At 73.6% G+C, this 14,163-nt stretch carries 13 protein-coding genes; 12 read left to right on the top strand and 1 reads right to left on the bottom strand.

Going from position 1 to position 14,163, the window contains the following annotated elements; all coding sequences use genetic code 11:
- Positions 1-115: 115 nt before the first annotated feature.
- The 12 genes from ACFWIA_RS24165 to ACFWIA_RS24110 all read left to right on the top strand — a co-directional run bounded on the left by ACFWIA_RS24165 (position 116) and on the right by ACFWIA_RS24110 (position 13,108).
- Positions 116-1,966 (top strand): acyl-CoA dehydrogenase, encoded by a 1,851-nt coding sequence (locus tag ACFWIA_RS24165; RefSeq protein WP_387008397.1) that lies wholly within the window; start codon positions 116-118, stop codon positions 1,964-1,966.
- A gap of 282 nt (positions 1,967-2,248) precedes the next feature.
- Entirely contained in the window at positions 2,249-4,519 is a 2,271-nt protein-coding gene (locus ACFWIA_RS24160; RefSeq protein WP_387008395.1) for an ATP-binding protein, read from the top strand.
- Between the two features lie 95 nt (positions 4,520-4,614).
- Entirely contained in the window at positions 4,615-5,052 is a 438-nt protein-coding gene (locus ACFWIA_RS24155) for a roadblock/LC7 domain-containing protein (RefSeq protein ID WP_385494363.1), read from the top strand.
- On the top strand, positions 5,049-5,426 hold the full coding sequence (locus tag ACFWIA_RS24150) for a DUF742 domain-containing protein (protein ID WP_385494362.1): 378 nt from the start codon (positions 5,049-5,051) through the stop codon (positions 5,424-5,426). Before ACFWIA_RS24155 ends, ACFWIA_RS24150 begins: the two co-directional genes overlap by 4 nt.
- Positions 5,404-6,003, top strand: a complete 600-nt coding sequence (locus ACFWIA_RS24145; RefSeq protein ID WP_387008393.1) for an ATP/GTP-binding protein — start codon at positions 5,404-5,406, stop codon at positions 6,001-6,003. Before ACFWIA_RS24150 ends, ACFWIA_RS24145 begins: the two co-directional genes overlap by 23 nt.
- Positions 6,000-6,575: a GAF domain-containing protein gene (locus tag ACFWIA_RS24140; protein ID WP_385494360.1), complete on the top strand. Its 576-nt coding sequence runs from the start codon at positions 6,000-6,002 to the stop codon at positions 6,573-6,575. The genes ACFWIA_RS24145 and ACFWIA_RS24140 overlap by 4 nt, the downstream gene beginning before the upstream one ends.
- A 269-nt stretch (positions 6,576-6,844) precedes the next feature.
- Positions 6,845-7,873 carry an L-threonine 3-dehydrogenase gene (gene tdh / locus ACFWIA_RS24135; protein ID WP_387008391.1) on the top strand — a complete coding sequence of 343 codons (1,029 nt, stop codon included), beginning with the start codon at positions 6,845-6,847 and terminating at the stop codon, positions 7,871-7,873.
- Between the two features lie 66 nt (positions 7,874-7,939).
- A complete protein-coding gene (locus ACFWIA_RS24130; protein WP_387008389.1) occupies positions 7,940-9,169 on the top strand; it encodes a glycine C-acetyltransferase in 1,230 nt (409 codons plus the stop codon).
- A 139-nt stretch (positions 9,170-9,308) separates the two neighbouring features.
- The gene (locus ACFWIA_RS24125) at positions 9,309-10,241 is read left to right on the top strand and encodes a LysR family transcriptional regulator (protein ID WP_387008387.1); all 933 of its coding nucleotides are present in this window, start codon (positions 9,309-9,311) and stop codon (positions 10,239-10,241) included.
- Positions 10,242-10,351: 110 nt separating this feature from the next.
- The gene (locus ACFWIA_RS24120) at positions 10,352-10,945 is read left to right on the top strand and encodes a GNAT family N-acetyltransferase (RefSeq protein WP_387008385.1); all 594 of its coding nucleotides are present in this window, start codon (positions 10,352-10,354) and stop codon (positions 10,943-10,945) included.
- 71 nt (positions 10,946-11,016) lie between these two features.
- Positions 11,017-11,376, top strand: a complete 360-nt coding sequence (locus ACFWIA_RS24115; protein WP_387008383.1) for an MmcQ/YjbR family DNA-binding protein — start codon at positions 11,017-11,019, stop codon at positions 11,374-11,376.
- Between the two features lie 406 nt (positions 11,377-11,782).
- Entirely contained in the window at positions 11,783-13,108 is a 1,326-nt protein-coding gene (locus tag ACFWIA_RS24110; protein WP_387008381.1) for an MFS transporter, read from the top strand.
- On the opposite strand, the gene ACFWIA_RS24105 is transcribed toward ACFWIA_RS24110, so the two are convergent.
- Entirely contained in the window at positions 13,105-14,163 is a 1,059-nt protein-coding gene (locus ACFWIA_RS24105; RefSeq protein ID WP_387008379.1) for an aldo/keto reductase, read from the bottom strand. The two genes, ACFWIA_RS24110 and ACFWIA_RS24105, sit on opposite strands and share 4 nt — an antisense overlap.

Here is a 14,163-nt window from a genome sequence, read left to right as displayed (position 1 = left end):
ACGCCCTCCCGCCGGACGCCCTCCCGCCGGACGCCCTCGCGCCGTCCGCCCGAGCGGCACCGGCCGTCCCGAACGCGCGCACCGCGCCGCACCACCCGAAAGGAAGACCACGACCGTGGGGCACTACAAGCCGAACCTGCGCGACCTGGAGTTCACCCTCTTCACCGTGCTCGCCGACCCGGACGGCTACGGCCGGGGCACCTTCGCCGACACCGACGAGACCACGGCCCGGGGCATCCTCACCGAGGTCGCACGCCTCGCCTCCACCGTCCTCGCCGACGCCCACACCGCCGCCGACCGCACGCCCCCGGTCCACGACCCGGACGCCCACACCGTCACGGTGCCGCCCGTCTTCGCCGCCGCCTACCGCACCTGGCTGGACGCCGGCTGGCACCTGCTCGACGTGCCCCCCGCCCTCGGCGGCGCCGTCGTACCCCCCTCCCTGCGGTGGGCCGTCGCCGAACTGGTGCTCGGCGCCAATCCGGCGCTGTACCTCTACCAGAGCTTCGGAGGGTTCGCCCGCATCCTCCACGAGGTCGGCACCCCCGAACAGCAGGACCTGGCCCGCGTCCTGGTGGAACGCCGCTGGGGCGCCACCATGGTGCTCACCGAGGCCGAAGCCGGCAGCGACGTCGGAGCGGCGCGCACCCGCGCCGTGCGCCAGGACGACGGCACCTGGCACATCGAGGGCGTGAAACGGTTCATCACCTCGGGCGAGCACGACCTCGCGGAGAACATCGTCCACTTCGTCCTCGCCCGGCCCGAGGGCAACGGCCCCGGCACCAAGGGCCTGTCGCTGTTCCTGGTGCCCAAGTACCGCGTGCTCGACTGGCGCACCGGCGAACTCGGCGAGCGCAACGGCGTCCTCGCCACCGCCCTGGAGGACAAGATGGGCCTCAAGGCGTCCGCCACCTGCGAACTCGTCTTCGGCACCGACCGGCCGGCCGTGGGCCACCTGGTCGGTGAAGTCCACGACGGCATCCGCCAGATGTTCCGGGTCATCGAAACCGCCCGGATGATCGTCGCCGTGAAGTCCGCCGCGACGCTGTCCACCGGCTACCTCAACGCCGTCGCCTACGCCCGCGAACGCGTCCAGGGCGCCGACCTGGCCGCCCTGGGCGACAAGAGCGCACCGCGCGTGCCGGTGCTGCGCCACCCCGACGTGCGCCACGCCCTGCTGCTCCAGAAGGCGTACGCCGAGGGGCTGCGCGCCCTGGTGCTCTACACCGCCACCGTCCAGGACCGCATCGCCGATGCCGAGGCCGCGGGCACCCCCGACACCGACGCCCGGGCCCGCAACGACCTGCTGCTGCCGATCGTGAAGGGCTACTGCTCGGAACGCGCCTACGCCCGGCTCGGCGACGCCCTGGAGGTCCTCGGCGGCTCGGGCTACCTCCGGGACTTCCCCCTCGAACAGTACGTCCGCGACACCCGCATCGACGCGCTGTACGAGGGCACCACCGGCATCCAGGGCCTCGACCTGTTCTTCCGGAAGATCGCCCGCGACCAGGGCGCCGCCCTGACCGCACTGCTCGACGACGTCGAGAAGACCGCACGGGGCGCCACTCGCTCCGCCGGCGGACCCGACGCCGATCACGCGCTGCTCCTCGACGCCGTCGCCGACGTCCGGGCCATGGCCACCGCGATGGGCGGTGACCTGCTGCGGTCCTTCGAGGACCCCGCCGCCGTGTACCAGGTCGGCCGCAACACCACCCGCCTGTTGCACGCCTGCGGCGACGTCCTGGTCGGCTGGCTGCTGCTGCGCAAGGCCGCCGCGGCGGCGGACGCCCTCGACCGGGCACCCGCCGACCGCCCCGCGACCCAGCCCGACGACGACTACCTGCGCGGAGTGATCGCGTCGGCCACGTACTTCGTCCAGGAGACGCTGCCGCACCTCGCCGTGGAGCGGGCCAGGACCGAACGCCCCGACCCCGTACTGATGTCCGTGCCCGACGCCGCCTGGTGACCTCCCCGGCCCGCCCGGGAGGGCGCGGCGTCGACCGGCGCCGCGCCACGACTCGAACGGGTGCTCCCAAGAGGGGTGCGGAGAATATCGGACTCCCGTGCGGCACCTCATACCAGAGCGGGACGGAACCTGCTGGAGTTCCCCAACTGCGGGACGCGGAACCGCACATCACGACTACGGTGTGTGGTCGCTGGGTGACGAACCGGAGCACCGGCCCGTCCGGACCGAGGATCGCGCACCGTTGCACGCCCGGCGTCCCAGCTGGACCCCAGAAGGACACCGATGTCACACCTTCGCGCACCGGCCGTCCGTGCCGACCGCCGTGACGGCGCACGGCACGGCGGACCGGACCGCACCCCGCCGCCCCCGCCCGTGCCGCACCTGCGCGCACAATTGCTGCGGATCACGGTGCTCCCCGCCGTGGCCGTCACCCTCAGCGCCACCGCCGCCGTGCTGTTCACCGTGCGGGCGTCCGCCGTGCCCCCCGGGCCGGTCCTGCGGATCGTGCTCGCCGGCGCGCTCGCGGTCGCCCTGGCCGGGATCGCGGTCGCCGCCGTCGCCGCCCGCCGCGCCGCACGGGACCTCGGTGACCGGCTGTCGGCGCTGCGCCGGACCAGCGTCCGCGGCCGTGAGGAACTCCGGGACCTGGTGGCGGCGTTCCACCGGGGCGACGCCCCGCCGGAACGCCGGGCCGCCACCGTCGACGAGCCGGCGCCCCCCGCCCCGGACGACGAGTTCGCCCGCCTCGCACAGGAGCTGACGTACTCCCGGGAGACCTCCGTACGCGCCGTGCACCGGGCCGCCCAACTGTCCGGACGGGCCGGCAGCGAGCAGAAGGTCGAGGTCTTCGTCAATCTCGCGCGCCGTCTTCAGTCCCTCGTGCACCGGGAGATCTCGATCCTGGACGAGTTGGAGAACGAGGTCGAGGACCCCGAACTGCTGAAGGGCCTCTTCCACGTCGACCACCTCGCCACCAGGATCCGACGGCACGCGGAGAACCTGGCCGTCCTCGGCGGCGCCGTCTCCCGACGGCAGTGGAGCAGCCCGGTCCCCCTGCACGAGGTGCTGCGCTCCGCGATCGCGGAAGTGGAGCAGTACTCACGGGTCCGGCTGGTACCGCCGATCGACGGTGCCGTGCGCGGTCACTCGGTGGCCGACGTCGTCCACCTCATGGCCGAACTCGTCGAGAACGCCACCGTCTTCTCGGCCCCGCACACCCAAGTGCTGCTGCGGGTCGCGCCGGTGACCTCCGGCATCGCCGTGGAGGTCGAGGACCGTGGGCTCGGCATGCCGGTCGAGGAACAGGCCCGGATGAACGCCCTCCTCGCGGCACCCGACCAGATCAAGGTCGCCGGCCTCCTCCAGGACGGGCGGATCGGCCTGCTCGTCGTCTCCCAACTCGCCCACCGGCACGGCATCGCCGTCCGCCTCCAGAGCAACATCTACGGCGGCACCCAGGCCGTGCTGGTCCTCCCGCTGGACCTCCTGGGCCCCGGCGGCGGCGGGACCTCGACCGGGGCCCGCCCCGGCAGCAGGCCCCAAGCCGGCCTACCGGTCGGTTCCACGGAACCGACCGCCGACCCCACCGCCGCCCCACCGACGGCCGAAGTCGAGGCCGTGGCCACCCGTATCCACCCCCACCCCGGACCGCGCACCGGGACCGTGCCGCCGGCGCCCCGCAGGGTCGGCCCTTCCCCCTCCCGCCCGTCCGGCGCCCGGGCGCCCTCGCCCCCGCAGGCCGACGGCGCCGCCCCCCTGCCGGTACGGGACTCCCGTGCCACCCGTCGCCGCCCCTCGGGCCCCCAGCCGGCGCCCGGCGGGGCACCCACCCCACGCAGCGCGCCGACCGACCGTCAGGCACCCGTCCCCGGCCCCCGCACGACCACGGGCGGCCAGGGGGCGGCCCTGCCGGGCTGGGCGGTCCCGGTCACCCCGACGGGCACGGTCGAGGGCGGGGGCTTCGTGGAAGAGCGACCGACCACCCAGCTCACGCCCCGGCGCGCCCTGCGCGCCGCCGAGGACCGCCCTCAGCTCCCCAAGCGCCACGCGCAACACCACCTGGTGCCGCAACTGCGCGAGCCACCCGGCCCCCGAGACGCCGACGGGCCCTCCACCGGCGCCGATCCGGGACTGATGGCCGCCTTCCAACGGGGGGTGAGCCTGGCCGAGGACCAGCACGCCCAACAGGTGCTCGACGACGAGACGGCGCCCCCACCCGCCGCCCCGCCCACCGCCTTCAGACCGGCCCCCCGGCCCGCCGCCTTCGGAGCGGCCCCCGCATCGGCACCCGGCGGGCCCGCCGCGGCCCTGCTGCCCGCCGACCCGACCCACCGCGCCGCCCGCGCCGACGGCCCGACCGCCCTCACCGCCCTGGACGTCCCGGCGCACGAACTGCCCACCCTCACCCGCACCCCGATCCACGACCTGGCACTCAGCGCCTTCACCGCGAACCACGCCACGACACCCCCCACCCCCACCGGGCAGCCCGCACCCTCCGACCGGCCGATCCAGGGCCCCGCTGCCGGCCCGACGTCCAGACCCTCCAGGGGCTGACGTCCGGCCGGTGGGCGGCGCCGTGCCCGGGCAGGCGCCGCCCCAGAACCCCTCCGCGTCCGACCCCCTCCGCACCTCCAAGGAGTCGATCCACCATGGCGAGCGATGTACAGACCGGCCAGGCATCCGACCTCGACTGGCTGATGACCGGTCTGGTCCAGCGCGTGCCGCACACCCGTAGCGCGGTCCTGCTGTCCTGCGACGGCCTGGTCAAGTCGGTGCACGGACTCGACCCGGACGGGGCCGACCACATGGCCGCCCTCGCGTCGGGCCTGTACTCCCTCGGCCGGGGCGCCGGCATCCGCTTCGGCGACGGCGGCCACGTCCGGCAGGTCGTCGTCGAACTCGACGACACCCTCCTGTTCGTGTCCACCGCCGGATCGGGCACCTGCCTGGCGGTGCTCGCGGGCCGGGACGCCGACGCCGCCGTCCTCGGCTACGAGATGGCGATGCTCGTCAAGAGCGTCCGGCCGTACCTCGTGACCCCGCCCCGGCAGGCCCTCGCACCCGAACCCACCGGGATGCGGCATTGAACGCGGTCGTGCCCAAGGACGGACCGTGGCTCGACGCGGCGGCGGGCCGCCTGGTGCGCCCCTACACGGTGAGCAACGGCCGCACCCGGCCCACCACACCGTTCGACCTGATGTCGCAGGTGATGAGCACCGGCGCCAAGCCCTTCGGCTACCTCGGCCCCGAGCACGCCCAGGTCCTGGCACTGTGCGACGCCCCCGTCTCCGTCGCGGAGTTGGCCGCCCAGCTCCGGCTGCCGGCGGCCGTGACCAAGGTGCTGCTGTCCGACCTCGTCGACTGCGGGGCCCTCACGACGAAACCGCCCGCCTTCTTCCACAACCCCACGGACCGGTCCCTTCTGGAGGCAGTGCTTGATGGACTACGACGGCACCTCTGACCCCTTCCCCACGGCGCTCAAGATCCTCGTCGCCGGGGGTTTCGGAGTCGGCAAGACCACCTTCGTCGGCGCCGTGAGCGAGATCTCGCCGCTGAGCACCGAGGAACTGCTCACCACGGTCAGCACGACCACCGACAGCCTGGAGGGGGTCGAGAACAAGACCGAGACGACCGTCGCCATGGACTTCGGCCGGATCACCCTCGACCCCCAGCACGTGCTGTACCTGTTCGGCACCCCGGGCCAGGAGCGGTTCTGGTTCATGTGGGACGAACTGTCCGAGGGCGCCCTCGGGGCCGTCGTCCTCGCCGACACCAGACGCCTGGAAGAGTGCTTCCCCGCCGTCGACTTCTTCGAACAGCGCGGCCTCGACTTCATCCTGGCCGTCAACGAGTTCGACGGCTCGCACCGCTACGACCCCGACGAGGTGCGCGCCGCCATCGACCTGGACCCCGGCGTGCCGGTCGTCCGCTGCGACGCCCGCATCTCCAGCTCCGGCATCCAGACGCTGTTGACCCTGGTGCGGCACCTCATCACCTACGCACCCGCGTACCCCACGGGCCACGAGGCCCGCGCATGAGGCACCTTCCGGCCGCCCGGCCCGTACCGTTCCTGCTCACCCCGGTGGACCGGGAGGCGCCCGAACGGGCCCGACGCCTGCGGGCCCTGGGGCTCGGGGGCATGCCCGACCCGGTGTTCGACGCGTTCGCCGACCTGCTCGCCGACACCACCGGCGCCCCGTTCGCGATGGTCAACTTCGTCGACGAGCACCGGCAGTTCCTCGCCGGGCTCCGCACCCCCGGGGGTCGCTCGGCCGCCGCGCTCGGGGCCGGACCCGACGGCGGCGCGACCGGTCGCCGGATGGGCCGGGAACGCGGCTACTGCCCCTATGTGGTCGTCCGCCGCCGCGCCCTGGTGCTGGAGGACGTCCGCGACTACCCGAGGTTCGCCGGCAACCCCCTCGTGGACGAGACGGGCGTACGGACCTACCTGGGCGCACCCCTGCTCGACCGCACCGGGATCGCCCTCGGCACGGTGTGCGTCGTCGACACCGAGCCGCGGCCCTGGGGGCGGGCCGGGCTGGCGACCATCAAGGCCAGGGCCGCGGAACTGGCGGCCGAGATCCGGCACCGGGAGGACGACTTACTGTGACCCGGCACCGCCTACGGGACCACGGGACGGACACCCCGGCCCGACGCCCGTAGGAAGCCCGCGTCGGGAGGATTCCCGACCCCTGAAGGAAACCTGCGGAGCCGCTTAAGAAATCCTCGATGGACCAGGCCCCCGCCGTACGGCAGATTCGTTTCACCGGCAACGGCGGCCCGCATCCGCCCCGCCCTGCCGCACATCCACCCCTCCACGGACGGCGGAGCCCTGCCCCGTCGCGCCGCGGTGTGCGACGACGACAGGGAGCCGCGGCGATGAAGGCACTGGTCAAGGAACGAGCGGAACCGGGACTGCGGCTCACCGAGGTCCCCGACCCGGAGATCGGGCCCGGCGACGTCCTCATCAAGGTCCAGCGCACCGGGATCTGCGGCACCGACCTGCACATCCGCGCCTGGGACGGCTGGGCACGCCGCACCATCAACACCCCGCTCGTCATCGGTCACGAGTTCGTCGGCGAGGTCGTCGACACCGGCCGCGACGTCCGGGACGTCACCGTCGGGGACCGGGTCAGCGGCGAGGGCCACCTCGTCTGCGGCACCTGCCGCAACTGCCTCGCCGGCCGCCGCCACCTGTGCCGCGCCACCGTCGGCCTCGGCGTCGGCCGGGACGGGGCTTTCGCCGAGTACGTGGCGCTGCCCGCCTCGAACGTCTGGGTGCACCGGGCCCCGGTGGACCTCGACGTCGCCGCCATCTTCGACCCGTTCGGGAACGCCGTGCACACCGCGCTGTCGTTCCCGCTGGTCGGCGAGGACGTCCTGATCACCGGGGCCGGACCGATCGGCCTCATGGCCGCGGCCGTCGCCCGGCACGCGGGCGCCCGCAACGTGGTCATCACCGACGTCAGCCCCGAACGCCTCGACCTCGCACGCAAGATCGGCGTCAGCCTCGCCCTGGACGTCTCCCGCTCCTCCATCGCCGACGGCCAGCGGCACCTCGGGCTGCGCGAGGGCTTCGACATCGGCCTGGAGATGTCCGGCCGACCCGAGGCGCTCCGCGACATGATCGGCAACATGACCCACGGCGGGCGCATCGCCGTGCTGGGCCTGCCGACCGAGGAGTTCCCCGTCGACTGGGCCCGGATCGTCACCTCCATGATCACGATCAAGGGCATCTACGGCCGTGAGATGTTCGAGACCTGGTACGCCATGTCCGTCCTCCTGGAGGGCGGACTCGACCTGGCTCCGGTGATCACCGGCCGCTACGACCACCGCGACCACGAGGAAGCCTTCGCCGACGCGGCCAGCGGACGCGGCGGCAAGGTCATCCTGGACTGGACCACCTGACCGGTCCGCCCGCCCCCGCCCGCCCGCACGACCCCTCCGCAACCCAACGAAGGACTGGACCTGACGATGTTCGACTCCGTGCGTGACGACCTGCGTGCCACCCTCGACGAGATCCGCGCCGCCGGACTGCACAAGCCCGAACGCGTCATCGGCACCCCGCAGTCCGCGACGGTCGGCGTCACCGCCGGCCCCGGCGCGGACGGCACGGCCCCCCACCTGTCCGAGGTGCTGAACTTCTGCGCCAACAACTACCTGGGCCTGGCGGACCACCCCGAGGTCATCGCCGCCGCCCACGGTGCCCTCGACCGCTGGGGCTACGGCATGGCCTCGGTGCGCTTCATCTGCGGCACCCAGGAGGTCCACAAGGAACTGGAGTCCCGGCTCTCGACGTTCCTCGGGCAGGAGGACACGATCCTGTACTCCTCCTGCTTCGACGCCAACGGCGGCGTCTTCGAGACGCTGCTCGGCGAGGAGGACGCCGTCATCTCCGACGCCCTCAACCACGCCTCCATCATCGACGGCATCCGGCTGTCCAAGGCCCGCCGCCTGCGTTACGCCAACCGTGACCTCGCCGACCTGGAGCGGGCGCTCAAGGAGGCGTCCGGCGCGCGCCGTCGACTCGTCGTCACCGACGGCGTGTTCTCCATGGACGGGTACGTCGCCCCGCTGGCCGAGATCTGCGACCTCGCCGACCGCTACGACGCGATGGTGATGGTCGACGACTCGCACGCCGTCGGCTTCACCGGCCCCGGCGGCCGCGGCACCCCCGCGCTGCACGGCGTCGAGGACCGCGTCGACATCATCACCGGCACCCTCGGCAAGGCCCTCGGTGGCGCCTCCGGCGGTTACGTCGCGGCCCGCGCCGAGATCGTCGCCCTGCTGCGCCAGCGCTCGCGCCCGTACCTGTTCTCGAACACCCTCGCCCCGGTCATCGCCGCCGCCTCGCTCACCGTCCTCGACCTCCTGGAGTCGGCCGGCGACCTGCGACGCCAGCTCGCCGACAACACCGCACGGTTCCGCTCCCGGATGACCGCCGAGGGCTTCGACATCCTGCCGGGCGACCACCCGATCGTCCCGGTCATGATCGGGGACGCCGCCGAGGCCGCCCGCACCGCGGAACTGCTGCTCGACCGGGGCGTCTACGTGATCGGCTTCTCCTTCCCGGTCGTCCCCCGGGGCCAGGCCCGCATCAGGGTGCAGCTCTCCGCGGCCCACTCCACCGCGGACGTGGACCGTGCCGTCGACGCGTTCGTGGCCGCCCGGGCGGACCTGGCGGCCGAGCGGGCCGCGCACTGACCGAGCAAGGCCGGGGAGCGCCCCGCACCGCGCGGGCGGGGCACCGGGCCGCTCGGGGCAGCGGACGGGACCGAGTCGTTCCGGGGACCTGCGAGAATCGGCCACATGACCGAGACGACAGCATGACCGGGGCACGCGGGTGATCGAAGCACGACGGCTGCACATCCTGCGTGCGGTGGCCGACCACCGCACGGTCACCGCTGCCGCCGCCGCCCTGTACCTCACCCCGTCCGCCGTGTCCCAGCAGCTCACGGCCCTGGAACAGGAGACGGGGCACCGACTCGTCGACCGGGGCGCCCGCGGCGTGCGGCTCACCCCGGCGGGCGAGATCCTGCTCCGTCACACGCACGCCGTGCTGGCCCAGCTCGAACGCGCCGACGCGGAACTCGCCGCCTACCACTCCGGTGCCGCCGGCACGGTCACCGTCGCGGCCTTCGCCACCGGCATCGCCCTGGTGGTGGCGCCCGCCCTCGCCCTCCTCGCCGCCGAAGCGCCCGGCATCCGGGTCCGCGTCCAGGACGCCGAGGGGGACGCGAGCCTGCCGATGGTCCTGGACCGGCACGTCGACGTCGCCGTGGCCGTCGAGTACCGGGGCGCACCCGGCGCCGACGACCCGCGACTGACCCGGGTGCCGCTGTACGCCGAACCGTTCGACGCCGTCCTCCCGCTCGGCCATCCGCTCGCCGACCCGGACCTGCCCCCGCTCGCCGAACTGTCCGCACTGGCGGACGACCCCTGGATCGGCCCCTACCCCGGCAACCCCTGCCACGACGTGGTGGTCCTCGCCTGCGAACACGCCGGCTTCCCCCCGCGGCTGGAGCACCAGTCGGACGACTTCAGGGCCGTGGTCGCCCTGGCTTCGGCGGGCGCCGGGGTGGCGCTGGTGCCCCGCTCGGCGCTGCGCGGCACCGATCTGAGCGGGGTCGTCGTCCGGCCGGTCGGCGGGGCGGCACCCACCCGGCGGGTCTTCGCCGCGGTGCGCTGCGGGGCGGAGGAACACCCGCTCATCAGCCCCGTGCTGGCCGCGCTCGGGGGCGCCGCCGCGGCCCCCGGGACGACCGGCGTTCGCTAACCCCACGGACGTCACGCCGTAACGGAGCGGAAACGAGCCCGTCGAACACTGGTGCCGAACGTGAGCACGGCCGTACGAGGGGCGCCGGACGCCCGGAAGCTGGTGTCGACATGACCGACGAGGTGATCCGGCTGCGGACCGGGGGCGAACTCCTCGCCACCGCCGATCCGCTGGCCGCACTCCTGGTGGACACCGTGCACGCCGGTGCCTCCCTGGGCTTCCTCGTGCCGCTGGACCACGCGACCGCTGCCGCCTGGTGGCGCGGCCTGGCCCCCGCCGTCGACGCCGGCCTCCACGCGCTCTGGGTGACCCGGGACGCCGAGGGGGTCACCGGCACCATCGGGGTCCGGTTCACCGACCTGCCCAACGGCACGCACCGCGGCGAGGTCGTCAAACTGATGGTGCACCGCCGTGCGCGGGGCCGGGGACTCGGCCGGGTGCTCCTCGCCGCCGCCGAGCGCGGTGCCACCGGCGCCGGGGTCCGGCTGCTGCACCTCGACACCGAGACCGGTAGCTCCGCCGAGGGCTTCTACCGGGCGGCCGGCTGGGAGCGCGCGGGCGTGATCCCCGACTACGCGACCGATCCGTACGGCACTCCGCGGCCCACGACCCTGTTCTACAAGCAGACCGTCGACGGGCGTCCGGGCGCGATCGCCGGCGAAGCCGCGCTCGCGGAGCCGCGGGACGCGCCCGCCCGTCGGTAGGGCCCGGCTCCCCCCCCCGGACGGGGAGGGACGGAGAGCGGTTGTCAGTACCGTTGGCTACGGTTCGTTTCATGTCGGACGCTGACGATGCACGCCGTGTGGCCCTGTCCTTCCCGGACACCACGGAGAAGACCGCCTGGGACATGCCCACCTTCCGGGTCGCGGGCAAGATGTTCGCCACCCTCCCGGAAGAGGGGACCTCCCTGGCGGTGCGCTGCCCCAAGGAGGAGCGCGACGAACTGGTCCTGGCCGAACCGGAGAAGTTCTGGATCGCGGACCACGAGGCGTCCTTCGCCTGGGTCCGGGTGCGGCTGGCCGCCCTGGAGGGCGACGGAGAACTGACGGACATCCTCGCCGACTCCTGGCGGCAGGCCGCGCCCCACCGTCTCCTGGAGGCCCACCCCCGTCTCGGGGTCCCATCGGCGGACTGAAACCCCTTTCCGCGGGCCGGGCGCGGCTGGCATGATCCGGCGAGGGGTCGGGGGACCCCGCGGGGAATCAAAGACCGACGGACCCGGGGGATGTTGGGGAGGGCGGACAGCGATGTCCGGTATATCTATCAGTGGCTTCCGGGGAGGTGTGCCGGGGCCGCGTGGACGCGGGCCCGGCAGTTCCCGGACGCCGGTCCGTGGTACCGCCCGACCGCTGCGGCGGTCCTTCTGGGGACGACTCCACCGTTCCGGCGCGGGCGGGGACGAGGGCGGGGGCGCGGCGCCCGGTGACGTCCCGGGTGCCGTTCCGGTACCGGCCGTCCCCGAGGTCGCCGTCGGCGCAGCGACCGGCGGGCCGGGCCGGGGCCGTCGAAGGTCGCCCAAGGCCGGTGGTTCGGGCACCCGCATGTGGTCCCGGGACTTCAACCTCTTCTTCACCGCCAGGGCCGTGGCGAAACTCGGCGACACCATGCTGCCCGTCGCGCTCGCGGCGGGACTCATCCAACACGGCTACGGGGCCGGAGCGGTCGGCCTCGCGATGGCCGCGTCGGTCGCCTGTTTCGCGGGCCTCGTCATCTTCGGCGGCGTCTTCGCGGACCGCTTCAGCACCAGACTGCTGATGATCGGCTCCGACCTCGTCCGACTCGTCACCCAGGCCCTCACCGCCGGACTGTTCTTCGCCGGGCACGTCGTCCTGTGGCAGATCTGTGTGATCGGCGCGGTCAACGGCGCCGCCTCCGCGATCTTCCAGCCCGGTGTCGCGAGTACGGTGCCCCGCCTGGCCTCCGACGTCCAGGCGGCCAACGGCGCGATCCGCGTGGCCGAGTCCACCGCACACCTCGCGGGCCCCGCCCTCGCCGGCGTGCTCGTGGCCTTCTCGTCGGCCGGCGGGGTCTTCGTGGCCCACGCCGCCACCTACGCGGTGAGCGCGCTGTGCCTGCTCCTCATGCGACTGCCGGAACCCACCCGGGCGGAACGCGTGCACACCAGCGGGTTCCGGGCCGACCTCGTCGAGGGCTGGCGGGAGTTCCGCGGTCGCACCTGGCTGTGGGGCGTCATCGCCGTCTGGTGCGTCTACATGATCACGGTTGCCGGTCCGGCCATTCCGCTGGTCGCCACGGAGGTCATCCAGGACCACGGCCCCCGCGCGTACGGCCTGGTCAACTCGGGGCTCGGCGCGGGCACGGTCATCGGCGGACTGATCGCCCTGCGGCTGCGCCCGCGGTACATGCTCCGCGCCGGGTCGATCGCCCTGTTCGCGTTCGCCGCGCACCCCGCGACCGTCGGGGCCAACCTCCCCGTCTGGGCCATGACCCTGGGCGGAGTTGTCGCCGGGGCCGGGCTGTCGTTCTGGGGCGTGATGTGGGCGACCAGCGTGCAGACCCAGGTGCAGCCCGATGTGCTCAACCGCATCCACGCCTACGACGTGGCCGGGTCCCTGGCCATGGTGCCGGTCGGCCAGGCCCTCGCCGGTCCCGCCTCCACCGCCACGACCGGTGACTCCGTCCTGCTGTTCGGGGGAGCCATGGCCCTGCTCGTCCCGGTCACCCTGCTGCTCGTCCCGGCGATCCGCGGGCTGGTCCGCGCCGACCTCTCGCGCAACGGCCCCGTCACCTCGGGCGGTCCGGTGAACCTGGTGAAGGAGGAACGGCCCGCCCCGCAGGCGGCGTCCCGCAGCGGGAGCGGAAGACCGTCGGGCGGAGGCGGAGCACGGAGCGGGGGAGCCCCCTAGGCTCCCGCGAGGGGCACGGCACCACCCACCGGCGGGTTCAGCCGGGCGAAGCCCTCCTGACGGTGGTACGCGAAGTACGGGTAGGGCGGTGTCGTGCTGCTCGCCGCATCGAGCTTCCCGATCTGCTCGGCCGTCAGGGTCCAGCCGACGGCGCCGAGGTTCTGGCGCAGCTGCTCCTCGTTGCGGGCGCCGATGATGACGGAGGAGACGCCGGGGCGCTGGAGGAGCCAGTTGATGGCGATCTGCGGAACGCTCCGACCGGTCTCCCCGGCGACCTCGTCCAGCGCGTCGACCACGCGGTACAGGTGTGCGTCCTCGACCGGCGGGCCGAACTCGGCGGTCTGGTGGAGGCGACTGCCGGCCGGCAGCGGCTGCCCGCGACGGACCTTGCCGGTGAGCCGTCCCCAGCCCAGCGGGCTCCAGGCGAGCGCGCCGAGGCCCTGGTCGAGCCCGAGGGGCATCAACTCCCACTCGTAGTCCCGGCCGAGGAGGGAGTAGTAGACCTGATGGGCGACGTAGCGCTGGTGCCCGTGCTTCTCGGCGACCGCGAGGGACTTCATGGCCTGCCAACCGGAGAAGTTGGAGGCGCCGACGTAACGGACCTTCCCCGCGCGAACGAGGTCGTCGAGGGTGGACACGGTCTCCTCGACCGGTGTGCCGGCGTCGAAGGCGTGCAGTTGGAACAGGTCGATGTAGTCGGTGCCGAGGCGTCGTAGCGCGTCCTCGCACGCCTTGATCAGACGTGAGCGGGAGGCGCCCGCGTCATGGGGACCGTCGCCCGTCGGCAGGCCGGTCTTGGTGGACACGATCACCTGGTCCCGGCGGCCCTTGATCGCCGCACCGAGGATCTCCTCGGACGCGCCGTCCGAGTAGACGTCGGCGGTGTCGAACATCGTGATCCCGGCCTCGATGCAGATGTCCACGAGGCGCCGTGCCTCCTGCGCATCGGTGCTGCCCCAGGCGCCGAACAACGGCCCTCGTCCTCCGAAGGTGCCCGCACCGAAGCTCAGTACGGGGACCTTGAGTCCGGATGCGCCCAGTTGCCTGTGCTCCAT

This window comes from Streptomyces sp. NPDC127068, from assembly GCF_042724695.1.
Lineage (GTDB): Bacteria > Actinomycetota > Actinomycetes > Streptomycetales > Streptomycetaceae > Streptomyces.
The sequence above is the reverse complement of the archived record's forward strand: the minus strand, read 5'-3'. Positions and strand labels throughout refer to the sequence as shown.

Coding starts and splice junctions, on each gene's coding strand:
- ACFWIA_RS24160 (WP_387008395.1), top strand. CDS start 2,249: ATGTCACACCTTCGCGCACCGGCCGTCCGTGCCGACCGCCGTGACGGC.
- ACFWIA_RS24155 (WP_385494363.1), top strand. CDS start 4,615: ATGGCGAGCGATGTACAGACCGGCCAGGCATCCGACCTCGACTGGCTG.
- ACFWIA_RS24145 (WP_387008393.1), top strand. CDS start 5,404: ATGGACTACGACGGCACCTCTGACCCCTTCCCCACGGCGCTCAAGATC.
- ACFWIA_RS24140 (WP_385494360.1), top strand. CDS start 6,000: ATGAGGCACCTTCCGGCCGCCCGGCCCGTACCGTTCCTGCTCACCCCG.
- tdh (WP_387008391.1), top strand. CDS start 6,845: ATGAAGGCACTGGTCAAGGAACGAGCGGAACCGGGACTGCGGCTCACC.
- ACFWIA_RS24130 (WP_387008389.1), top strand. CDS start 7,940: ATGTTCGACTCCGTGCGTGACGACCTGCGTGCCACCCTCGACGAGATC.
- ACFWIA_RS24120 (WP_387008385.1), top strand. CDS start 10,352: ATGACCGACGAGGTGATCCGGCTGCGGACCGGGGGCGAACTCCTCGCC.
- ACFWIA_RS24115 (WP_387008383.1), top strand. CDS start 11,017: ATGTCGGACGCTGACGATGCACGCCGTGTGGCCCTGTCCTTCCCGGAC.
- ACFWIA_RS24110 (WP_387008381.1), top strand. CDS start 11,783: ATGTGGTCCCGGGACTTCAACCTCTTCTTCACCGCCAGGGCCGTGGCG.
- ACFWIA_RS24105 (WP_387008379.1), bottom strand. CDS start 14,163: ATGGAGCACAGGCAACTGGGCGCATCCGGACTCAAGGTCCCCGTACTG.